This is a genomic window from Dietzia psychralcaliphila (assembly GCF_003096095.1).
GTDB lineage: Bacteria > Actinomycetota > Actinomycetes > Mycobacteriales > Mycobacteriaceae > Dietzia > Dietzia psychralcaliphila.
In genome coordinates this window covers 348,969-373,388 of sequence record NZ_CP015453.1, presented here as the reverse complement: position 1 = coordinate 373,388, position 24,420 = coordinate 348,969, and the positions used below count along the sequence as shown (strand labels likewise).

Here is a 24,420-nt window from a genome sequence, read left to right as displayed (position 1 = left end):
ATCGGCCACCGGAGGTGCGCACGTTGTCGTCGGGCACATCACACCCGGGCGTCGTGACGACGACTCCGCCCCCACGGGCGGTAGCCTCGACCGGGTGAGCACCACGCAGCAGACCACCCCGGCCCAGTCCTCCCTGGACACCGAACTCAAGCGCCTCACCGGCTGGGGACGCACCGCGCCGGCCATGAGCCACGTGCTCACCCCGCGCTCGGTGGAGGAGATCTCGGCGGCCGTCGCGGCGGTCAACGACGCCAACGCCTCCGGCCCCGCTCACCTGCAACGCGGGGTGGTGGCCCGGGGACTCGGCCGCTCGTACGGGGACAGCGCGCAGAACTCCGGCGGTCTGGTGCTGGACATGAGCCGCTTCAACCGTATCCACGAGCTCAACGCCGAGAAGGCGCTCGCGGTGGTCGACGCCGGTGTCAACCTGGACCAACTCATGCGCGCCGCACTGCCGTTCGGGCTGTGGGTACCGGTGCTGCCGGGCACGCGTCTGGTCACCGTCGGTGGCGCCATCGGGCACGACATCCACGGCAAGAACCATCACTCGGCGGGGTCGTTCGGCAACCACGTGACGCGAATGGAGCTGCTCGTCGCGGACGGCCGCGTCCTCACGCTCGAGCCCGGTGGGACGTCCGACGACCCGGGGGGCACGCTGTTCTGGGCCACGATCGGAGGCAACGGCCTCACGGGCGTGGTCCTCAAGGCGTGGATCGCCATGACCCGCACCGAGACCGCCTTCTTCCTCGCGGACTCGGACCAGACCGCCTCGCTCGACGAGACCATCGCCCTGCACACCGACGGGTCCGAGGCCAAGTACACCTACTCCTCAGCGTGGTTCGACGCGATCAGCGCGCCGCCGAAGCTCGGCCGCGCCGCGGTCTCCCGCGGGTCCCTGGCCACGCTCGCCCAGCTCGAGGAATACGCGCCCAAGCTCGCCAAGGACCCGCTGGCCATGAACGCCAAGCCGCTGGTCACGTTCCCGGACGTGTTCCCCAACGGTCTGGCCAACAAGTTCACCTTCGGCCCCATCGGCGAGGTCTACTACCGCCTCGGCGGCACCTCGCGGAACAAGATCAAGACCCTCCCGGCCTTCTATCACATGCTCGATCTCTTCGGAGAGTGGAACCGGGCGTACGGGTCCGACGGCTTCCTGCAGTACCAGTTCATCGTCCCGCCCGGGGCGGTCGACGGGTTCAAGGAGATCATCGGCGACATCCAGCGCTCGGGGCACTACTCGTTCCTCAACGTGTTCAAGCTCTTCGGGCCCGGGAACCAGGCACCGCTCTCCTTCCCCATGGAGGGGTGGAACGTGTGTGTGGACTTCCCCATCAACGACCGACTCAACGCGTTCGTCAACGAGCTCGACGCCAAGGTCATGTCGATGGGCGGCCGGCTCTACACGGCCAAGGACTCGAGGGTCCCGGCCGAGCGCTTCCACGCGATGTACCCGGAGATCGACTCCTGGATCGCCACCCGCCGCGGGATCGACCCCAACGGGGTCTTCGTCTCCGACATGGGCCGCCGCCTCGAGCTGCTCTGACCCGCCGGACCGCGTCACCACCGCTGTGCCCCCGGAGCGCCCCGGCGGGCGAGTCCGGACGGGGGCTGTACAAGCCGTCGTCGGCGGGCCCACAATAGGGTGACCCCGGACGACGAGGGTCGCCCGGAGGCCGAATCGGGAGTTCGCCATGATCCTCCGCACCGTCGCCGCCGCAGTCGTCCTCGTCGCCGTCTCCCCGCCCTCGACAGTGTGGAAAAGGTCTCCGCGAGCGCCGGGTCCGTCGTCACCCGCGGGCCGTCCACCTCCACGCGGCCCGCGCCCGGGCCGGCCCAGCCACCTTTCCCGGTCTGACGGGGGCGCCTCGGTAGACTCCTGCGCATGATCAATGCCGTCGGCGTCCCCCAGACCCTGCTCCTGCTCGGAGGCACCTCCGAGATCGGCCTGGCCATCTGCGGGGAGTACCTCCAGCAGGGGCCGATGCGCGTGGTGCTGGCCTGTCTTCCCGGGGACCCGGGGATCGAGGACGCGCGGGCCGAGATGACGGCCGCCGGGGCCACCGCTGTCGACGTGGTGGACTTCGACGCCGCCGCGACCGATTCCCATCCGGCCGCCTTCGAGCAGATCTTCGCCGGAGGCGACGTGGACGTGGCGATCGTGGCCTTCGGCCTGCTCGGGGAGAACGAGGAACTCTGGTCCGATCAGCGCAAGGCCGTGCAGATCGCCCAGGTCAACTACACGGGCGCCGTCTCCGTGGGCGTGCTGCTCGCCGAGCGGATGAAGGCCCAGGGCTACGGCCGGATCATCGCGATGAGTTCGGCCGCCGGACTCCGCGCCCGTCGCTCCAACTTCGTCTACGGCTCGACCAAGGCCGGCCTCGACTCGTTCTACACCGGCCTGGGCTACGCGCTCGACGAGCACGGGGTGGACGTCCTGGTGATCCGTCCGGGGCAGGTCCGGACGCGCATGTCGGCGCACGTCAAGGAGGCGCCGCTGACCGTCAACAAGGACGACGTGGCCCGCATCGCGGTGAAGAACTCCGGGGCGGGCAAGGGAGCGGTCTTCGCCCCCGCCGCGTTCGGCGGCGTCATGGCCGTGCTGACCCACGTGCCGCGCCCGATCTTCCGCAAGCTCCCCTTCTGACCATGCCGGTGGCTCTCCGGGGGCCGGGCCTCGCGGCCGCGGCGACGCTGCTCGCCGCGGCCGTCACCGCCGTCGTCCTGGTCGGCTTCTCCCTCGTCTCCTTCCCCGCCTACGGCAACTCCAACGTCCTGCGGGCGTTGACCGTGGTGGGTCAGACCGCCGCCGTCGCACTGGTCGTGCTGGGGGTGCTGTGTGCGCGCGCCGGCGAGCGCCCGGGCGGGAGGCCCGCGCTGGTGCGGGCCGGGAAGCTCGCCGCCCCGACCGGGTCGGCGCTGCTGGTGGCCACGACCCTCGGCATCCCGCTCGCCGCGTCCAGGCTCTACCTGCACGGCGTGAGCGTGGACCAGGAGTTCCGCACCCAGTTCCTCGGCCGCTCGGCCACCTCGCTCGGGCTGCCCGACATGGCCTACGCCGACCTGCCGTCGTTCTACCCGTCGGGGTGGTTCTGGCTGGGTGGGCGGTTCGCCGACCTCGCCGGACTCGAGGGCTGGGCAGCGTACAAGCCGTGGTCGATCCTGTCGCTCGCTGTCGCCGCCGCACTGGTCACCGTGCTCTGGACCCGCCTGCTGCGCACCGACCTCGGCGCCGTGGTCGGAGTGGCCTCGACTGCGGTGATGCTGGCCTACGGCAGCCCGGAACCCTACGGCGCCGTGGTGGCGCTGTTCCTCCCGCCTGTTCTCATCCTCGCCTGGCACGCCGTGGCACCCACCTCCCCTCGGGGTGGGCGCGGTGCGACCCTGGCCACGACCCTCTACCTGGGCGCCTCCGCCAGCACCTACACCCTGTACACGGGCCTCGCGGCGGGGACCGTCGTGCTCATGGCCGTGGTGGCCACCGCCGTGGCCTCCCTCGCGCGCCGGGGCGTCGGGGACGCTCGGGAACGGCCGGCCCCACTGCACTCGACTCCACTGTGGCTTCCGGCGGCACGACTCGCGGCGATCGGCTTCGGCTCCATTGCGATCGCACTCGTGGTGTGGGCGCCCTACCTGATCGCCGCGCTGGGCGGCGCGCCGGCCGATTCGGGCACGGCGCTGCACTACCTGCCCGACGCGGGGGCACGCCTGCCGCTGCCCATGACCGCAGGTGGCCTTACCGGCTGGGTGTGCCTGGCCGGACTGGTGTGGATCGTCGCGCGGGCGTGGACCTCGCGTCGTGCGCAGGCACTCGGCCTGGGCGTGGTGACCGTCTACCTGTGGAGCCTGGCATCCATGGCGGTCACCGTCCTGGGCACCACCATGCTGGGCTTCCGCCTCGAGCCGGTGCTCATCCTCCTGCTGGTGGTGGCCGGGGTATTCGGAATCGCCGACCTGGCCGGATACGCGGTGCGAGCCGCCGGACGCCAGGGCGGCGCCGACCGACCCGCGGCCGAGGCCGCCGACCGGCGTCGTCGGGCCACCGCCGTAGTGGGCGTCGTGGCCACCCTCGCCGGGCTGGCCCACGTGCAGGGGATCCCCGATCACCTGCACGAGGAGATCCGGCTGGCCTACACGGACACCGACGGGGACGGCGAGCGCGCCGACCGCTACCCGCCCGGGCCGGAGTCCCACTACGCCGAGGTCGACAGAGTGATCCTCGAGGCGTTCCCCGGCCGCGAGAAGACCGACCTCGTCGTCGCCAGTACCGCGGACGCCTTCCTGGCCTTCCACCCGTACCTGGCCTACCAGGCCGTCACCTCGCACTACGCCAACCCGCTCGGTCGCTACGCCGAACGCAACGAGGCGATGATCGGCTGGGAGGACGCCACCAGTGGCGACGAGCTGTACGCCATGATGAACGACACGCCGTGGCGGCGTCCGGACGCCATCGTCGCCCGACCCTCGGGATCCGGGTACTCGCTGCGCCTGGCCGAGGACACCTACCCCAACGACCCCAACGTGCGCCGGTTCGGCACCACCATCCCCGCCGAGGCCGTCACCGGCCCGCATTTCGAGGTCCACGATGTCGGGCCGTTCGCCGTGATCGTGGTGCGATGAGGTGACCGCACTGTGACGACGAACGGTGGGCGCCCCCTCGGGCTGCACCCGTACCCGGGGATGGACCGGGACCGACGGCTGGCCGTGATCACCGGTTTCCTCGGCGCGTTCCTGGCGATCCTGGCCGGGTTCCTGCCCGTCCACCAGGACACCACCGAGGTGCGCTGGACCGCCGGGCCCGACTACGCCTCCGTCACGGCCCCACTGGTCTCCGGGAGGCCGCTGGACCTGACCATCACCGCACCCTGTGGCCCGCTGTCGCAGGTTCCCGACGACACGATCGTGTTCTCGACCCTGCCCGAGGACGCGCCGGGGCGGATCTCCGACGGCCTGGTGGTGCAGCGCTCCGCCGACGCCGCGGGGGACCCGGCGATCGAGGTGGCGGTCCGCAACACCACCCTGCTCTCGGTCCCCCTGTCCACCCTCCGGGACCCGGCCTGTGAATCGCTGAGCGTCCGGGCCGAGGTCGGGGTGCTGGTGGCCGAGCTCACCGGCCTGTCCGAGGACGGAAACCTCAGCGAGAACGGGGACGTCGCCGACGACGCCGACGACCCCGTCCGCGCGGCCGTCCCGGGCACCATGCGACCACAGGTCACGGGGGTGTTCACGGACCTGACTCCCCTCACCGCGCCCGAGGGCCTGGGCGAGTCGACCGTGGAGATCACCGTCGACTCCCGCTACTCGTCCAGTCCCACGGTGCTCAAGCTGGCGTTGATGGTGCTGGGCATCCTGGCCACCCTCGCCTCGGTGGTGTTCCTGCACCGCCTCGACGGGATCGACGGGCGGTCCGACCGGAGGTTCGTCCCCCGCTCATGGACCCGGCTGTCGGCCGTCGACGGAGTGGTGGTGAGCGTCCTGGGGTTCTGGCACCTCGTGGGCGCCAACACCTCCGACGACGGCTATCTGCTCACCATGGCCCGGTCCGCCGGACCCAGCGGCTACATGGCCAACTACTACCGCTGGCTCGGCTCCCCCGAGTCTCCCGTGGGGTGGTACTACGAGATCCTGCGGCTGTTCGCCGAGGTGTCCACGGCGAGTCCGTGGATGCGCCTGCCCACCCTGGCGTGCGGCATCCTGGCCTGGCTGATCATCAGCCGGGAGGTGGTCCCGCGCCTGGGCAGGCTCGCGCGCACCTGGCACCGGCCCCGGTGGACCGGCGCCGCCCTGTTCCTGGCCTTCTGGATGGCGTTCAACAACGGGCTGCGGCCCGAGCCAGTGATCGCGCTGGGCGCGCTGCTCACCTGGTCGCTCGTGGAGCGGTCCATCGCCACGCGCAGGCTCGTCCCGGGCGTCGCCGCGATCGGCGTGGCCGCGTTCTCCCTCGGGGCCGGACCCACCGGGCTCATGTGCGTGGCCGCCCTGGCCGCCGGCGCACGCGAGTTCGTCCGCATGGTCCGTCGGCGCGCCCTGGTGGTCGGCTGGGCGCCCATCCTCGGCCCGGTCCTGGCGGTGGGGCTGGCACTGCTCTACACCGTGTTCGCCGATCAGACACTCGCCGCGGTCCTCGAGGCCACCCGCATCCGCACCGAGCTCGGCCCCAGCCTGCCCTGGTACGGGGAGAAGGACCGCTGGGAGGCGTTGTTCGGGGTGTCCGCCGACGGCGGTGTGGCCCGGCGCTTCCCCGTCCTGCTCATGCTGATGTGCCTCGCGCTCGTCACGGCCGTGATGCTGCGCCGCGGTCGGATCCCCGGGGCCGCCGCCGGCCCCTCCCGCCGGCTCATCGGCGTGATCGCCGGATCCCTGTTGTTCCTGGTGTTCACCCCTACCAAGTGGACCCACCACTTCGGCGTGTTCGCCGGGCTCGCCGGGGCCCTGGCCGTCCTCGCCGTGATCGCGCTGCGGTCCTCGACCGTCTCGCTGCGCCGGAGTCGTTGGCTCGTCGGGGCGGCATTGTGCCTCGTCGTGGGCCTGTCCACCGCCACCAACAACACCTGGTGGTATGTCTCCGACTACGGCATCCCGTTCTCCGACACCTTCCCCGACGTGGCGGGGGTCCAGATCCAGTACGTCGCGTTCATCGGCGGCCTGGTGTGCCTGCTGGTGGCCGGGCTCATCCACGCCGGGATCCTCCCCGACTCGCCCGACGGGGCGGTCGCCCGCAGGTTCTCCCGCGCCCTGCCCTTCCGCCGGTCGGGTCCCGACACCCCCGCCGCACGGGCCCGGGATCGCCGCCGGGTCGGGTCCGGACGGGGCCCCGGCATCGACGGCGCCCCGCTGACGATCGTGGCGTTCTCCGTCGTGATCTTCGAGCTCTTCTCCGCCGTGACCGCCGTGTTCGTCCAGACCCCGGCGTACACGGTCGGACGCGCCAACCTGCGCGCCCTCAGCGGCGAGCCGTGTTCTCTCGCCGACTCGGTGCTGGTCGAGGAGGACTCCAACGACGGCCTGCTCAGAGCAGTGGGCGCCGGGCCCGAGATCTCACTGGGCGCGGGCGTGGTCAACGGATTCGCGCCCAACGGCCTGCCCGACACCATCACCGTCGACAGCACGGAGTCCTCCGGCTCGCTGGCCCTGTCCGATTCCGGCGAGCGCGAGCCGGGGGACGGCGTCGACGCCGGCACCACCGGCGGCAGGGGTGAGGTGACCGTCAACGGTTCCACCGTGGCACTTCCCTTCGGCCTCGACCCCGACACCACACCGGTCCTGGGCTCCTACCGCCGCGGCCCCCAGGTCGCCGCCGAGCTCACGTCGGCCTGGTACGAACTGCCCGCCCGCCGCCCCAACAGCCCACTCCTGGTCATGGCCGCCGCGGGCCGCATCGGTCCGGGTGACCTGAAGATCGAATACGGTCGGCCGGGCCGGGTCGGTGCGGCGGGTCCCACCGACTTCGAGGTCATGGGCTCCATGGCCCCCGTCGACATCGGTCCGGCCCCCGCCTGGCGCAACCTCAGGATCCCCCTGGAGTCGATCCCCTCCGACGCCGAGGTCGTGCGCGTGGTGGCGACCGACGGCAACCTGGACCCCGACTGGTGGCTCGCCGTGACCCCGCCCCGGAACCCACGGTTGCGCACCCTCGACGAGGTCGTCGGCCACACCGACCCGGTGCTCATCGACTGGGTCGTGGCCCTGGCGTTCCCGTGCCAGCGCCCGTTCGTCCACAACGGGGGGGTCGGCGAGATCCCCCGGTACCGGATCCTCGCCGACCGCGAGTCCTCGTCCGCCGCGAACTGGTGGCAGAGCGCTGGCGGCGGCGGACCACTGTTGTGGACCAGCCAGACGGTGGAGGCCGTCACCGTCCCCACCTACCTCGACCACGACTGGTCGAGGGACTGGGGTTCACTCCAGCGCTTCGAGCCCCTCGACCCCGAGGCGACGCCCGCGGACCTCGTTCGACGCAGTTCCGTCCAATGGGGCTGGACCACGCCGGGTCCCATGAACTGACCGTCGCCTAGAATCGGGCGTCGTGTCAGACTCCACCGCTGCTTCCGGCCCGGTCGCCGCCGACGCCCGTGTCGCGAGGCTCCGCCTCGTCGCCATCGTCAGCGGCCTCCTGGGCACCCTGTGCTTCCTCTCCCTGCCGTTCCTGCCGGTCACCCAGACCACCTCGACCGTGCAGTGGCCGCAGAACGGGTCGGTCGACTCGGTGACCGCGCCGCTGATGGCGCACTCGCCGCAGCAGTTCAGCGCCACCGTGCCCTGCTCCCTGGTCGCGGACCTGCCCGCCGACGGCGGGATCCTGCTGTCGACCGCCCCGGCGGGTGGCGAGGAGGCCGGTGACCGGGCGTTGTTCGTCCGCGCCTCCGGGGACACGGTGGACGTGGTCTCCCGCAACCGGGTCATCGTCTCCGCACCGCGCGACCAGGTGGCCGGTGGCGAGTGCACGCAGCTCAGGGTGGTCGCGGCGCCGACCTACGTCGAGGCGGCGTTCGACGGTATCGACGACCCTGACGCCGCCAGACGCGTCGAGGCCGACGACCTACGGCCGATGGTCGTGGGAATCTACACCGACCTGCCCTCCGACACCGTGGTCCCCGACGGCCTCGAGGTGGCCGTAGAGGTCGATTCCCGCTTCACCACCGACCCGACGGCCCTCAAGTGGGCCGCGATAGTGATCGGGCTGATCTCCACCGCTGTGGCCCTGTGGGCCCTGCACGGACTCGACCAGACCGACGGTCGCCGGTCCCGCCGCTTCCTGCCCCGCGGCTGGTTCAGGATCCGACTACCGGACGTGGCCGTGATCGGCACGCTCGGTGTGTGGCACTTCGTGGGTGGCAACACCTCCGACGACGGGTACATCCTGTCGATGGCCCGTGCCGCCGACCCCGCCGGCTACATGGCCAACTACTACCGCTGGTACGGGGTACCCGAGTCGCCGTTCGGCTCCCCCTACTACGACCTCCTCACGATGCTCGCGCACGTGTCCACCGCGAGCCCGTGGATGCGGCTTCCCGCGCTCATCGCAGCGATCCTGTGCTGGCTCGTCATCAGCCGCGAGGTCCTGCCGCGGCTCGGCCGCGCCGCGCGCACCACCCCGGTGGTCGTGTGGAGCGCCGCCGCCGTGTTCCTCGCCTTCTGGATGGCCTTCAACAACGGCCTGCGGCCCGAGCCCGTCATCGCCCTGGGAGCGCTGCTCACCTGGGTCTCCGTCGAACGCGCCATCGCGACCCGACGCATGTTGCCGTATGCGATAGCGGTGATCCTGGCCTCGTTCTCGCTGGCCACCGGCCCCACCGGGCTCATGGCCGTCGCCGCGCTGGTGATGGGGCTCCGACCGGTCCTGCGCACCGTGGTGGTGCGTGGGCGCGAGGTCGGTTCACACCTCGCGCTGGTCGCCCCGGTGCTCGCCGCCGGGACCATGGTGCTCATCAGCGTCTTCGGCATCCAGTCCCTGGCCTCGGTGCTCGAGGCGATCCGGGTGCGTGGTGAGATCGGCCCCAACCTGAACTGGTTCGAGGAGTTCGTCCGCTACTACTACCTGATGATCCCGACGGTCGACGGCTCGCTGTCGCGTCGACTCCCGGTCCTGCTGGTGCTGCTGTGCCTGATCATGGTGATCGGCACCCTGCTGCGCCGCGGCAAGATCCCGGGTGCGGCCTCCGGCCCCGTCTGGCGCCTGGTCGGCGTGGTGGTGGGCACCGCGTTCTTCATGATGTTCTCCCCCACCAAGTGGACCCACCACTTCGGCGTCTACGCGGGGATCGGAGCCGCGATCGCGGCGCTCGGCGCGATGGCCATCTCCGCGTCCGCGGTCCGCACCACCCGCAACCGGACGGTGTTCCTCGGGGTCATCCTGGTGGTGCTCGCGCTGGCCTTCGCCGGCCCCAACGGTTGGTGGTACGTCTCGAGCTACGGCATCCCCTGGTGGGACAAGGCACCCAGTGTCCGCGGCATCGACGCCGCCACGGTGCTCCTGGGTCTGGCGGTGCTGACCTTCGCCTTCGCCGGTTGGCAGCACCTCCGGCAGGACTACGTCGGGACGCAGGCGCCCAGGACCCGCGAGGGCCGGCGACGGATCCGGACCATCGCCGCAGCCCCCATCGCGGTGGTCGCGGGGCTGCTCGTCGTGTTCTCCGTCGCCTCCTTCGCCAAGGGGGTCCACAAGCAGTACCCGGCGTACACGATCGCGGCCGGCAACTTCTCGGCGCTCGCCGGGAATCCGTGCATGTTGGCCGACCGCGTCCTGGTGGAACCCGACGCCAACGACGGCATGCTCACCCCGCTCGCGGCGACCCCCGGACCGGACGGGTCGATCGACCCCGCGGACCGCGCGGCGGCCATCGAGGCCGGGGCCAACTCGGGGTTCACCCCGGACGGAGTCGCACCCGACCTGTCCGCGGACGCCGTGGTGGCCGATCCCGGTGCCGCCAACACCACCCAGGAGCCCGGCGGCGGCCCCACCGTCAGCACCGGCGAGAGCGCCGGCACCGGCGGCGGTAGCGGCGCCGAAGGTGTCAACGAGTCCACGGTGGCCCTGCCGTTCGGTCTGGATCCCGCCACCACACCGGTCCTCGGTTCGTTCCTGGTGGGACCCCAGCGGCAGGCGAACCTCGAGACCGGTTGGTACCGGCTGCCGGAGAACCGCGAGACCCATCCGCTCCTGGTCATCTCCGCCGCCGGTCGGATCGGCCGCTACGACGCCGACGGCTTGTACAAGTACGGGCAGGAGGTGATCGTCGAGTTCGGTCGCGCCACCGAGGGCGGCGCGGACGTGGTGGGAGCGCCCGTCGTACCGTACGACATCGGCCCCGCCCCCACCTGGCGGAACCTCCGGGTCGACATGCAGGACGTGCCGGCCGAGGCCGACGTCATGCGGATCCTTGTCGACGACGACGACCTGACCCCCGACCAGTGGGCCGCGATCACCCCGCCGCGCGCGCCCGAACTCGTCACGATCCAGGAGATGGTCGGGTCGGAGTCGCCCGTCATGCTGGACTGGGCGGTGAGCCTGCAGTTCCCGTGTCAGCGGCCGTTCTCGCACTACGCGGGCGTCGCCGAGCTGCCGGAGTACCGGATCCTGCCGGACCGCCCACTCGCGGTGAGCGCCACCAGCACGTGGCAGTCGTACGAGTCGGGAGGGCCGCTCGGGTGGATCGAGGTCGCCCAGCGCGCCCGCACGATCCCCTCGTACCTGCGTCACGACTGGAACCGCGACTGGGGTTCCATCGAGGCGTACACGCCACTGGGGACCTACCAGGACGATCCTCCGGCCCCGGCCGAGGTGACCACCGGGACCGAGACCCGCTGGGGATGGTGGCAGCCCGAGGGCCCGATACTGGTGACCGACCCGGAGACCTAGGCCGGGCTACCGGCGGGGGCCCGTGGGACCAGCCGAGACCTGCCGGGACGAAGGGGCAGCGCATCCGACGCCGGGTGCGCTGCCCCGCTGTCTTGCGCTGCCCGTGTGCGCGCTGCCCCTCTGCGCGCTGCCCCTCTGTCCGCAGTCCCTCTGTCCGCAGTCCCGCTGTCCGCAGTCCCGCTGCGGTGCGCTGGCGGAATGGACCACTCCCCCAGCGTGATCCCTCCGACTAAGCGCATACGGCCATCGCAAGCCGAAGGGGCAGCACCCAGAGGAGAACGCGGCAGTACACGCCGTGTTGCGGATGGCCACAGACGAGGACCGGCCCGCCCTCAGCGAGGGCGGGCCGGTCGGACGACAGCTGCGTCGCCGAGGACTACAGCGGGGCGATGGGGTGCTTGCGAGGGGGCTCGTTGCGGACCTTGTCGCGCAGCTGGGCCAACGCGCCGCGGAGCACCAGGCGGGTCTGCGACGGCTCGATCACCGCGTCGATGTACCCACGCTCGGCGGCCGAGTAGGGCGTCGCGATGAACTCGTTGTACATGTCGATCAGCTGCCTGCGGAGCTTGGGACCCTCTTCCGGGCCGGCCTCCTCGATCTGACGACGCTGCAGCAGGTCCACCGCGCCCTCCGCCCCCATCACCGCGATGCGCGCGGTGGGCCAGGCGAAGTTGAGGTCGCCGCCGAGGTTCTTGGACCCCATCACGGCGTAGGCGCCGCCGTAGGCCTTGCGGACGACGAAGGTCACCTTGGGTACGGATGTCGCGGCGACCGCGTAGCCCATCTTGGCGCCACGGTGGATGATGCCGAGCTTCTCCTGTTGCACGCCCGGAAGGTACCCGGGGGTGTCGACCACGTAGACGATCGGGATCGAGTAGGCGTCGCAGAGCATCATGAACCGCGTCGCCTTCTCCGAGGCGTCGATATCCAAAGAACCTGACAGATGTAGAGGCTGGTTGGCGACCACGCCCACCGACTCACCGTCGACCCGGGCGAACCCGGTGATGATGTTGGGCGCGAACTGTCCCGAGGTCTCGACGAACTCGCCGTCGTCGAACATCCGGATGAGCACATCGTGCATGTCGTATGCCGCGTTGTCGGAATCCGGGATGATCGAGTCGAGTTCCAGGTCGGACCCGGTGGGTGCCGGTTCGAGGCCGGGGTTGATCCGCGGCGCCTTCTCCGCAGCCGAGGAGGGCATGAAGCTGAGCAGGTTCCGCACGTACATGAAGGCCTCGTGCTCGTTCACGGCCACGTGGTTGACGTTGCCGTTCTTGGCCTGCTGCAGGGCGGAGCCGAGGTCCTCCATGGAGATGTCCTCGCCGGTGACCTGCTTGATCACGTCCGGGCCGGTGACGAACATATACGCCTGGTCCTTGACCGCCACCACGAAGTCCGTGGTCACGGGGGCGTAGACGGCGCCGCCGGCGCACTTGCCCAGCATGATCGAGATCTGCGGGATGTACCCCGACGCGGGGTACTGGCGCTTGGAGATCTCGGAGTAGTAGGCCAACGAGGTGACCGCGTCCTGGACCCGGGCGCCACCGGAGTCGTTGATCCCGATGATCGGGCACCCCACCTTGAGGGCGAAGTCCATGATCGCGCAGACCTTCTTACCGAAGCCCTCGCCCACGGACCCGCCGAACACCGTGTTGTCGTGCGCGTACACGACCACGGGTCGGCCGTCGATGGTGCCGCGACCGGTCACCACACCGTCGCCGAACGGGTTGTCCGGGCTCCCGGGCGCCTTGGCCAGCTGGCCCATCTCCACGAAGCTGCCCGCATCGAGCAGTTCCGCGATGCGCTCCCGCGGCGGCGTGTGGCCCGCGGCGTCACGCCGGGCCCTGGCCCGCTCGCTGCCCGGGTCCCGGGCCTGCTCGGTCTTGACCCGCAGTTCCGCGAGCTTCTCCGCGGTGGTCCTAGCCGTCACGCGTCCGATCCCTTCAGTACTCCCGCGTCGATCTCCGAGAGTCGACGCGCCAGATGCCTACCGACCGTACCGACCACCGGTTCGTCGACCACCGCGAGGTGGTCACCCTTCAGCTGGACCACCTCCAGATCGGACACGATCCGGGCCCAGCCCCCGTCGGGGTCGACGTGCGCGTAGCGGGGCTCGAGCTCGATCGCGCCCTCGTGCATCCGCTCCGCTCGGTAGAGCACGAACGACACCTCGGCGCCCACCCCGGACCACGCGGACAGGTCCGCGCTCTGGAGGATGCGATTGTCGACGAAGCTGGCCCGCTGGTGCTCGATGACCCCGCCGCCCATGGCGTTCGCCTCGGCGCCCAGCCCCTCGAGGAGCATCCCCAGCACGCCGTCCTCACCGTGCTCGGCCAGGAAGTCCCTCGGCACCTCCACGTCCAATCCGTAGGTCCGCTTGGCGAACTCGGAGTACCGCTTCCACCGCGCCTCCGCCTCGTCGAGCGTGTCCGGGATCGGGTCGGACGGCTGCACGGTGTCCAGGAGGGCCACCAGTGCGACCACGTCGTCCGCGGCCCGCAGCTGGCGGGCGACCTCGACGGCCAGGGCCCCACCGAAGGACCAGCCACCGAGCGCGACGGGACGCCCCGAGGCGATCTCCCGGATCCTGTCCAGGTAACCGGCGGCCCGCTCCTCCAGCGGTCCCTCGGTGCGCTCGACGCCGTAGACCGGGGTGTCACCGTCCAGGCGATCGACCAACGGTTCGTACACGAACGACGAACCGCCGGCGGCGTGGAACAGGAACAGGGGGGTGCTGTCGGCGGAGCCCTCGCGCAGGACTCGGACGTTGCCCTCGACCGCGACCTCGGTGAACGGGCGCAGCAGGTCGGCGACCTCCGCGATCGTCCCCGCCCCGGCCAGTTGCCCGGCGTTGATCTCGCCGCCACAGCGGGTCGACAGCCGCTCGGCCAGTGCGGTCAGGGTGGACTCGTCCAGCGCCGGCAGCGTCCCGGTCACCCCGGGTGCCGCCGCTCCGGTGACCACGGCCCACGCGCCGAAGGCCATCCGCTCGGTGTCGTCACGGGGCGCGATGGCGACCTCGGCGGAGGCGGACCCGCCGGCCTCGACGCCCTCTGCAGCGCCACTTCCAGCAGAGTCACTTCCAGCAGAGTCACTTTCAGCAGCGTCACCAGCGGCAGGCGCATCGCCTCTCAGGGCGGCGACGTCGACCACGCCCTCCCCCCGGGCCTGCTTGGCCGCGAGCTCGCCGACCTCGTCCGGGTTCTCCACGGCGAAGGTCACCATCTGCACGACGTCGTTCATCGAGGCGTCCCGCATCGCCTGCAGTTCGAGCGGCGGGATGGAGAATTCGTGCTCGACCCGGTTCTTGATCCGCACCGCCATGAGCGAGTCCAGTCCCAGATCTAGCAGCGGGAGCTCCCGCGGCAGGTCGTCGGGGCTGTACCCCATCGAGGAACCGACGATCCGGGCCAGGCGGTCGCCGATCGACTCGTCACCGTCCGGGTTCCAGCGGTTGTCCGACTCGTCGTCGTCGTCATCGGTGTCCACCACCGGCGCGTCGGACTCGGCAGACACGTAGTGCGGCCCCGGTCGGTCCTCAGGATCGATCGGCGTGCCACCGCTCACCGCACATTCGGCGACCAGGGCGAAGGACGGCGCGGTTCCGTCACCGGTGTGCGCGTGCACCTGCAGCGAGGCGCCACCGGGGTGCGGCGTCATGGTGGTGGTGACCGCTCCCGCGACCGGGAGCACGCCTGGGCGGTGGACGGCGGTGAGGACGGCGCCCTCGACGACGGACGCGGCCGCGGCCGTCATCAACGCGTCGACACTCGGCACGACCTCGGCGCGGACCTGCCACGCGTGGCGGCCGTCGGGCAGCGCGACGTGGGAGCCGGGCATGCGGCCCTCTCCCGACCCGCCGCCGGCGGTGACGGTCGGCCACAGCGTGCGCCGCTTCCACGCCGTGCCCGGCACCGCCGCGTAGCGCCCGGGGCCGGTGACGTAGCCGTGCAGCATCTCCACGACCTGGTCCATGTTGACCTCGTGGCCGTGGACGTACAGCTGCGCGATCGCGTGGAGCAGGGTGTCGGCCTCGGACTCCTTGCGCTTGAGCGTGTGGAGCAGGTTGGGCTCCATCAGGCCGGCGTCGAAGCAGGTCGCCGCCACGGACATCGCGGCGACCGGGTTGGGCGCGAACTCCAGGAACGTCACGTACCCGGCCTCGACCGCCTTGCGCACGGCGTGGGTGAACCACACCGAGTGCCGCATGCCCTTGACCCAGTACTCCTCCGCGTGGATCGGCTCGTGGCCGGCGCGGTAGAAGGTCTCGCGGTCCACCGAGGAGAACAGACCGGAGGTGAGTTCGCGCGGCTCCAGGCCCGCGATCTCGGCGGCCAACTCGCCCAGCAGCATGTCGACGTCGGAGGTGTGCCCGGCGCCCCGGACCTGCAGCTGGCGGGCGAACTTGCCCTGCTCCTCGACCCAGGCCACGAACTCAGCGACGGGCTTGGCCCGGCCTCCGACCGTGGTGTGGGTGGGAGCGGCGTAGACGGCCGGTTCGATCGAGGCGAACTGCGGGTTGTCGGCGATGATCTGCGCGATCTCCTCGGCCGAGTACTCGACCAGCGCCATGGCGCCGGCGTCCTCGTCTGAGACCTGCTGCTCGGCGTCGCCCATGAGGCGCGAGCGCACGCAGATCACGCGCACCGCGTCCTCCAGGCTCAGACCGCCGGCCGCGTAGGCGGCGGCGACCTCGCCCATGGAATGGCCGATGACGGCCTCCGGCTTGGCGCCCAGCGCCTTGAGGGTGTCGATCAGCGCGACCTGGACGGCGAAGATGCCGACCTGGGCGTTCTCCACCTCGTAGGTGACCGAGTCGTCGAGGAACATCTCGACCATCCGGTAGCCGGCCTCGAAGTCGATGAGCTCGTCCACCGCGTCCAGGCACGAGGCGAACAGCGGGTTGGACAGGTACAGCTCCTTGGCCATCTTGCGGTGCTGGGCGCCGAAGCCCGAGAACACCCAGACGTCGCCCGTGCCGGCGGGGGCGTCCGCGCTGAAGACACCGGGGCCGGGGTCACCGGCCGCCAGAGCGCGCAGCCCGGCCACCAGCTCGGTGCGGGTGTGACCGACGACGGCACCGCGGGAGCGACCGTGGTTGCGCGTGGCGAGGGTGCGCGCGACGGCACCGAGGTCCACGGAGTCGTCCTGCGTCTCGAGCCAGTCGGCCAGCTGTCCGGCGGTGGACTTGCGGCGTGAGGGCAACGACCCGGACACCACGAACACGGTCGCGGACGGGCCGGGGGCGGAGGTGCCGGTCGTGGCGAGGTCCTCGGCATTGCGGCGGACCGCCTCGGCGACACTGCGCGCCACGTCGTCCTCCGGCGCGGCGGCCGGGGTGTCGGCGGTCCGGCCTCCCGTGGACGCGGACTGCGCGTCGGCGGTCGGGGCCTCGGCGACCCGGGCCGCGTCGACCTCGGCGTCCGGCGCATCCGGGACCCGGACCGGGGTGGGCTGGTACTCCGAGACCACGACGTGCGCGTTGGTGCCGCCGAAACCGAACCCGGAGACGCCCGCGATCGCCCGTCCGCTGTAGCGCGGCCACGGACGGTTCTCGGTGACGACGCTCAGCCGGGCCGCGTCGAAGTCGATGTACGGGTTGGGGCCGGCGAAGTTGAGCGTGGGCGGGAGCGAATCGTGACCCATCCCCAGGATGATCTTGGCCAGTCCGGCGGCGCCGGCCGCCGACTCCATGTGCCCGAAGTTGGTCTTGGCCGACCCCAGCAGGGTCGGCCGGTCGGCGTCACGGCCGCGGCCGAGCACCTGTCCGATGGCGGTGGCCTCGATGGGGTCGCCGAGGATCGTGCCCGTGCCGTGGGCCTCGATGTAGTCCACGTCCCTCGGGTCCACTCCGGCGTCGGCGTAGGCCTGGCGCAGGACCGCGACCTGGGCGTCCGGGTTGGGGGCGGTCATGCCATTGGAACGACCGTCGGAGTTGACGGCGGACCCCTTGATGACGGCGAGGACCTCGTCCCCGTCCCGTTCGGCCTCGGACAGGCGCTTCAGGATGAACAGTCCCCCACCCTCCGCGCGGCAGATCCCGTTGGCGTCGGAGGAGAAGGCCTTGATGCGGCCGTCCGGGCTGAGCGCGGCGCCGGTCTTGGCGAAACCCATGGTGGCGGCGGGCGCCAGCATCATGTTGACGCCCCCGGCCACGGCCAGGTCGGACTCGTGCAGCCGCAGAGAGTTGACGGCCTCGTGGATCGCGACCAGCGACGTCGAGCACGCGGTGTCCAGGGTCATCGAGGGGCCGCGGAAGTCGAACGTGTACGAGACACGGTTGGAGATGATCGAGTTGGAGGCACCGGTGACCGCGTACGGGGAGGCGGCGGCGGAATCGGAGGTGAGGAACACCTGGTAGTCGCTGGAGGACGAGCCGATGAACACACCCACCTCGTGGCCCTTGAGGTTGCTCGCGGGCAGGTGCGCGTGCTCGAGGGCCTCCCAGGTGAGTTCGAGCGCGAGACGCTGCTGCGGGTCGACCATCTCGGCCTCGCGCGGACTCATGCCGAAGAACTCCGCGTCGAAGTCCCGCACCTCCGTGTCGTCGAGCCACCCGCCCCGGTCCGGGGCCTCGGCGAGGACCTGCTGGACGTAGGCGTCACCCGCCCACTCGGACCAGCGGGTCGCCGGGCGCGGGCTGGTGGCGTCCCGACCCTCGGCCAGCAGCTCCCACGTGGCCTCGGGCGAGTCCGCACCCCCGGGGAACCGGGTGGCGAACCCGATCACGGCGACGTCGAACTCCATGCCGGCCCCACGGTGGCGGAAGGTGTGCAGGTCGGCGGGCTCGTCGAGCTCGGCCGGTCCGTTGACCACGTACTCGGCGAGGGAGGCGATGGTGGGGTGCTGGTAGGCGACCGTGGCGTCCAGGGGGCGACCGAGCAGGTCCTCGAGATCCGCCGACAGCGTCACGGCGTCGCGGGAGGACAGTCCGAACTCCTCGAGGGAGCGATCGTCGGTCACCTTGGCGACGTCGAGCCCGGTGGCCCGGGAGACCCAACCCCGCAACCAGTCGCGGAGCTCTACTACGGTCATCTCGCTCTGTGCCATCGTGGGGATCGCCTTTCCATCGGGTCTCGTCCGGAGTGCCCGCCCGTCGCCGCCGAGCACTTGTGGTGCCGTGAACCGGCCCCGAAACTACTCCGCCGGCTCGTCGGGGAAGGCGGTCTGTTGGTGACCTCCCCGCAGCGTGCCGTCGACGTAGGCGGTCTTGCAGGCGCGGCGGGCGATCTTGCCGCTGGAGGTACGGGGGATGGACCCGGCGGGCACCAGGATCACGTCCTGGGCCGTGACGCCGTGTCTCGCCGAGATGGCCGAGCGGACGGCGTCCGCGATGGGGCCGGGATCCGCCTTGCCCGCGCCGGGGGCGCGCTCGCCCACCACCACGAGGGTCTCCGAGGAGTCATCGGTGGGGATCACGGCGCCGTTACGGGCGTCGATCGGGAGCTGGTTGGCCGGGACGGAGAACGCGGCAACGAATCCCGGACGCAGCGAGGCGGAGGCGTCCTGGGCGGTGTTCTCGAGATCCTGCGGGTAGTGGTTGCGCCCGGCGACGATCACCAGATCCTTGACCCGCCCGGTGATGTAGAGCTGCCCGTCCACGTAGGCGCCGAAGTCACCGGTGCGGAGCCACCGGGCGTCCTCGGGGACGGTGCCGAACTCGCGCACCGTCCTCGAGTGCTCCGGGAGTCGCTCCGAGAGCATGTTCCCGAACGTGGCCTCGGACTCGTCCGGCCGGCCCCAGTAGGCCCGCCCGACGTTGGTGCCGTACAGCCAGATCTCCCCGACCCGCCCCTCGGGGAGTTCGCGTCCCCTGCCGTCGTGTTCGCCCGTCGTCTCGTCGACACCGGGCTCGACGATGACGGCCCACTGGCTGGGTGCCACGTACCCGCACGCCACCTGTGGGATGGCGTCCTCGTTGCCCTCCACCCGGTCGGGATCGAGAACGGTCATGACGCCCTTGTTGAGATCCTCCCGGTCCACGTGGATGACGATCGCCTCGTCGTCCTTGCGGGGGGAGGAGACGAAGAGCGTCGCCTCCGCCATGCCGTAGGAGGGCTTGATCGCGGTCGGCGCCAGTCCGTACGGGGCGAACGCCTCGTTGAACGCGCGCATCGAGGCGGGGGTGACCGGCTCGGAACCGTTGATGATGCTGGTGACGCCCGAGAGGTCGAGCGACTCGCCCTCCCGGGGTAGGCCACGGCGGGCCGCGTGCTCGAACGCGAAGTTGGGTGCGGCGGCGAAGACACCGTCGCCGTCCGACATGGCGCCCAGCTGGGTGACCCAGCGGCCGGGCCGCTGGACGAAGGCCCGGGGGCTCATCACGGTGATGGTGGCGCCGCCCATCGCGGGCAGGATCACGGTGAGCAGACCCATGTCGTGGAACAGCGGCAGCCAGGTGACGCCGCGGGAGGCCCGGGTCAGGCCCAGACCGTCGAAGAGCTGCATGACGTTGGTGACGACGTTGCGGTGCGTGATCTCCACGCCCGCCGGGACGCGGGTCGAACCGGAGGTGTACTGCAGGTAGGCGATGTCGTCCGCGCCGAGCTCGGGGCGCGTCCACCCCGAGCCCAGCTCGGCCGGGATCGCGTCGACGGCGACGGTGCGCGGTCGTTCCCGGGCGGGCAGGTCGCGGAAGAGCTTGCGGACCCCCGCCGCCGACTCGGTGGAGGTGAGGATGACGGACGGCGTGCAGTCGCCGAGGACCGCGTGGAGTCGGTCGTGGTGACCGGGTTCGTCCGGGTCGAACAACGGGACGGCGGTGAGTCCGGCGTGGATGGCGGCGAAGAACGAGACGATGTAGTCGAGCCCCTGGGGCGCGAGGATGGCCACGCGGTCTCCCCGCTCCGCCACCTGCTGCAGTCGTGCGGCGATCGCGTAGAGACGGTCACCGAAGTCCGACCACGAGAGCTCGGCGACCTCGCCCTGGCGCGACGACGAGTAGTCGATGTAGCGATAGATCAGCCCGTCCGCCGCGGGGTCCCGGCGTGCTGCGGAGACGTTGGATTCGACGAAGTCGACCAGGGTGGTGCGATCAGGGATGACGATCGCCCCGCTGGCGTCGTGGTACTGCTCGAACTCCACGTTGCTCCGTTCCGAACCGATGACTGGATGGTCGACGTCGCCGACCTCGGACATACCGGGCGACAAGCTTGGTCGATCTTACAGCGTGCCCCGGCGCACATCCGAACTCCGAATCCCCGACCCGGCCAGGCGTGTCGCGCCCATGCACGGTACGCGGTCGGGCCGTCAGCCGTGGGCGATCTCCGGTGCCGCGTCGACGAGTTCGCGCGTGTGTCCGATGGTCCACTCCGGAACCGTGGTCCCCATGATCACGTCCGGGTTGGTCGCGTACATGGCGTGGATGGCGTTGTTGGCGACGAATTCCTGGAACCGGGCCGCTCCGTCCACCACGTTGAGCGGGGCGTTGCAGATGAGGTCCCGGGAATCGCAGATCTGGGCGGTCCGGTCGGCGAGTTCCCCGAAGCCCCCGGGCCGGGGCCCGGTCATGGTGGCACCCGCGATGAGCTGGGTGAAGCCCGTCACCGGCTGGAGCGAGATCTCCATCCCCTGACCCGTCCCCGGGGACAGCCCCGGCGACTGGCCCTCGCCGGGCAGGCGCCGCCCGTCGGCGATGAGGACCGAACCCCGCACCAGGTCCGCCGGGACCGGCCCGTTGCCGGTACCGATCTCGCTGGTGAGGTCGCCGGCGATCACCGCTCCCTGCGAGAAGCCGAGCAGGATGTAGGAGGTGTACGGGCAGCGGGCGTGCATCGCGACGAGCTCGGCCCGCGCACGATCCGTGCCCTCGGCCCGACTCTGGTCATAGGTGATCTCGTCGGGTCGCTGCGGGTTCCGGAACTGCGCGACATACGGGACCGTGAAGACCTCGAGACGCTCGGCCGGGTACTCCTGCCCCAGCGGGTCGGTGATCGACTTGAGCAGCGCGTTGGGCATGAACGACGGCGCGTACGGATCGTCGGTGGGGCTGCTCTCCCAGGTGCCCGGCACGGCGAGCATCTGGACGTCCGGGCAGTCCGCGGGCTGGGTCAGTTCCGGCTCGTCCGATTCGCGGCCCGGCCCGTCACCGGGGCCGGTGGGCAGTCCCTGGTTCCCGATCCACCAGCCGATCCCCAGCACCAGCAGGACCACCATGACGAGCGCTCCGAGCGAGCACCCGAGACGGCGGCCACCTCCACGACGCGATCCACGAGCCACGATACGAACTCCTTCCCGGGCGCCCGACACGAGTCAGCGGGCGGCCGACGACACGTCCAACGTGCCACAGGGCCGCCGGGTTCCGGAGGGGCCGTAGGGCGTGTCACGCCTCACCCCGGGTCGCCCCGGGGAGCAACCGCTTCACGAGCAGAGCCGCCTCAGGGGCGGAGCTGTCTCACGAGCAGCGCTGCCTCACGGACAGAGCTGCCCGGCGGCGGCGTCCACGACGATCCGCGAGATCTCGTCCACGTCACGATCCGAGTAGTCGCCCACCGAGATCTGGCCCGCCACGGCGTCGGCGATGGTGGTGGTCTCCCCCGCGGCCCCGCCGGTGGTCCGGATCCGGCAGATCGTGTTGCCCGCGGCCACGAGCGAGTCCGACAATTCGGTGGTCTCGATGTCCTGGGCCTCCAGGGCCGCGAGGTAGCCGCGCTCCCGCGCGCCCACGACCGGGGCCGTGTACCCCGGGGAGTCCGAGTCCACCGGCGCCGGTGCCTCGGTGAAGCGCCCCGAGTCCTCGCTGGCGGGCACGCGGGCCTGAGAGGTGGCGGCGCCGCCGGGGGGCGGGGCCAACGTCTCGGAGTCGGGGACGCCCGACACCGTGGAGTCGCCGCCGCCGCAGGCGGTCAGCATCCCACCGACCACGACCAGTGCCGTTCCGAGCGCCGCCGCCCTGCGCGTCACGAGATCTCCGCCCGGCCGCCGGTCACCGTGATCCGGCCGCCCTCGAACTCCATGACCTGGCCGTCCCGGGTGTTACGCAGCTCGCTCGTGGGGTAGCCGAGCCGGCCGCGCTCGTAGTCGACCGTGCCCCAGGCGTCGAACACGGGCCCGCGGGGGACGGCGTGCGCGCCGGTGCGCAGGGACCAGTAGATCGCCCCGCCCTGGAAGCGACTGAACGCGCCGCCGCGGGTGGTCAGGGAGATCTCGTCCGTGGTGGGGTACCCGAGTTCCGAGTTCTCCGCGCCGGCCTCCCGGTAGGTACTCAGGATGGCGCCCTCGACGACCCTCGGGCCAGTGTCAGAGGACCAGTAGACGGTGCCGCCCTGGAAACCCTGGACCACGCCGGGCTTGTTCGGGTTGGTGATCTCGTCGGTGGTCGGGTAGCCGAGGTCGCCGCGCTCGGCGCCACGCTCCTGCCACATCGACCGGATCGCCCCGCGGATCGCGTGCGCCCCGGTGGTCGGCGACCAGTAGATGACGCCGTTCTGGAACTGGGTGAACCGGCCCCTGCCGTCGGGAGTGGTGGTCTCGCCGGAGGTGGGCAGCCCCAGCGGCCCGTCCGGTCCGCCCTCGGCCTGGTAGGCGGCGCCGATGGCCCCGAGCACCGAGTGTGCGCCCGTCTGCTGCGACCAGAAGACGCGGCCGAAACGGAAGTCGGTGGCCTTGCCGCCCTTGACGTCGTACTCGCCGGTCAGGCACGGGCCGAGGCCGGGTTGACGCTCGGCGACCCGGGCGATCTCCCCTTCCGCCGCGCACGGGGCCTCGACGTTCTCGATCCCGACGGCGCCGGCGTACTGGGGCCAGGCCTGCATCATCTCGAACTGCCAGTACGGCCACGTGTGGGTTCCGGAGGGCCGGAAGTTGGCCGTCACCTCGACGCCGGCCCCGCGGGCCTTGTTGACGAAGGTCTGGGTGGTCATCCGCGACAGCAGTTCGAGCCCGTAGCCCGGGAAGTTGGTGGGGATGTCCGGCAGCCCCGAAGGCTGGTCCCACGGCCCGGTGTTGCCGCTACCCGCGGACACGTAGATGCTCTGGTCGCGGAGCTTGTCCGCGTGGAGCTTGGGGTCCTGCTCCTGCCAGCGGGCCGAACCGAGCGGCCCCCACATGCGTTCCGCCTGGTACCCACCGGCGTCCTGCATGGCCACCTTGATGGCCTCGGGCATGCCGAAGCTGGTGGTGTCGAGGAAACCCGAGTAGCTGGCCGCGAACTGGAAGTGCTCGGGGTATCGCTGCGAGAGCATCATCGCGGCCGTCCCGCCCATCGACAGTCCGGCCACACCGTGCTTGTCGTTCACCCGCCAGTCGCGCGCCAGCAGCGGCGGCAGCTCCTCCATGAGGAACGTCTCCCACTGGTACGCAGAACCGTTGGCGTCCGCGACCCAGTCCGTGTAGAAACTCGACTCGCCGCCCACGGGGAGCACGATGATCGCGTTCTTGGCGTCGAAGAACTGGGAGATCTTGGTCTCAAGGGTCCACCCGCTGGCGTCGTTCCGCGCCCGCAGCCCGTCCAGCAGGAGCAGCGACGGATACGTGCGCTCCGGCTCGGCGTTCCATTGCGCGGGGAGCATGAGCTGCACCTGGATGGCCTGCTCCATGGCCGGGGACTGCACCCACAACGCGACCCGGTTGGCCGCCTTCCACTCGACCTTGTCCAGACGGACTCCCGTCGGGAGGGTCGTCGGCACACGCAGGGACGGTGAATCCACCCGGTTCTCGGTCGTCGACCGGGCCGGGTCCTCCTGGCCGGGTCCGGTCTGGGCCGGAGTCCCCTGGGCCGGGGAACCCTGTGCCGGAGTCCCCTGGGCCGGAGCCTCCTGTTCTGGGGTCTCCTGGGCCGGGGTCACCCGAGCAGGCGTCTCCTGAGCGCCCGCAGCCGGAGGGACGATGAGACCGGAGCCCACCATTCCCACCACGAGTGGGGCCGCCAGGAGTGACGCCCACCGGGTGCGGGGGCTCGCGTGTGCGCTGGGGGTCGCCATGTGAGGTTCTCTTCCTTGCCGCGTCGTCGCCGAACGTCTCGGTGAACGGGCCGCGAGCGCGACCCGGACAGCTTCTGCCCGGGGCCCTGGTCCGTCGTCCGTCCGCGGGCTCCCCTCCCGCGGCCGAACCCGGTGGTCACGCAAGCA

Annotated in this window: 11 protein-coding genes; 5 read left to right on the top strand and 6 right to left on the bottom strand. The window is 71.3% G+C overall.

Features of this window, described 5'->3' with window-relative positions:
* The first annotated feature begins 94 nt into the window (after positions 1-94).
* From dprE1 to A6048_RS01535, 5 genes are all read left to right on the top strand, one after another.
* Positions 95-1,543, top strand: a complete 1,449-nt coding sequence (gene dprE1, locus A6048_RS01555; protein ID WP_107748089.1) for a decaprenylphosphoryl-beta-D-ribose oxidase — start codon at positions 95-97, stop codon at positions 1,541-1,543.
* Between the two features lie 339 nt (positions 1,544-1,882).
* Positions 1,883-2,644 (top strand): decaprenylphospho-beta-D-erythro-pentofuranosid-2-ulose 2-reductase, encoded by a 762-nt coding sequence (gene dprE2 / locus A6048_RS01550; protein ID WP_107747930.1) that lies wholly within the window; start codon positions 1,883-1,885, stop codon positions 2,642-2,644.
* A gap of 2 nt (positions 2,645-2,646) precedes the next feature.
* Positions 2,647-4,617, top strand: a complete 1,971-nt coding sequence (locus A6048_RS01545; protein ID WP_107747929.1) for an arabinofuranosyltransferase — start codon at positions 2,647-2,649, stop codon at positions 4,615-4,617.
* Between the two features lie 12 nt (positions 4,618-4,629).
* Positions 4,630-7,998, top strand: coding sequence for an arabinosyltransferase domain-containing protein (locus A6048_RS01540; protein ID WP_235027584.1), 3,369 nt, complete (start codon positions 4,630-4,632; stop codon positions 7,996-7,998).
* A 22-nt stretch (positions 7,999-8,020) separates the two neighbouring features.
* Positions 8,021-11,353, top strand: coding sequence for an arabinosyltransferase domain-containing protein (locus tag A6048_RS01535; protein WP_107747928.1), 3,333 nt, complete (start codon positions 8,021-8,023; stop codon positions 11,351-11,353).
* A gap of 376 nt (positions 11,354-11,729) precedes the next feature.
* On the opposite strand, the gene A6048_RS01530 is transcribed toward A6048_RS01535, so the two are convergent.
* The 6 genes from A6048_RS01530 to A6048_RS01505 all read right to left on the bottom strand — a co-directional run bounded on the left by A6048_RS01530 (position 11,730) and on the right by A6048_RS01505 (position 24,273).
* Positions 11,730-13,283: an acyl-CoA carboxylase subunit beta gene (locus A6048_RS01530; RefSeq protein WP_107747927.1), complete on the bottom strand. Its 1,554-nt coding sequence runs from the start codon at positions 13,281-13,283 to the stop codon at positions 11,730-11,732.
* Entirely contained in the window at positions 13,280-18,403 is a 5,124-nt protein-coding gene (gene pks13 / locus A6048_RS01525) for a polyketide synthase Pks13 (RefSeq protein ID WP_107748087.1), read from the bottom strand. The genes A6048_RS01530 and pks13 overlap by 4 nt, the downstream gene beginning before the upstream one ends.
* Positions 18,404-18,490: 87 nt before the next feature.
* Positions 18,491-20,491, bottom strand: coding sequence for a long-chain-fatty-acid--AMP ligase FadD32 (gene fadD32 / locus A6048_RS01520; RefSeq protein WP_107747926.1), 2,001 nt, complete (start codon positions 20,489-20,491; stop codon positions 18,491-18,493).
* Positions 20,492-20,602: 111 nt separating this feature from the next.
* Entirely contained in the window at positions 20,603-21,571 is a 969-nt protein-coding gene (locus tag A6048_RS01515) for a cutinase family protein (RefSeq protein WP_107747925.1), read from the bottom strand.
* 192 nt (positions 21,572-21,763) lie between these two features.
* Positions 21,764-22,255, bottom strand: coding sequence for a DUF732 domain-containing protein (locus A6048_RS01510; protein WP_107747924.1), 492 nt, complete (start codon positions 22,253-22,255; stop codon positions 21,764-21,766).
* Entirely contained in the window at positions 22,252-24,273 is a 2,022-nt protein-coding gene (locus tag A6048_RS01505) for an alpha/beta hydrolase-fold protein (RefSeq protein WP_107747923.1), read from the bottom strand. Before A6048_RS01505 ends, A6048_RS01510 begins: the two co-directional genes overlap by 4 nt.
* Positions 24,274-24,420: the final 147 nt, after the last annotated feature.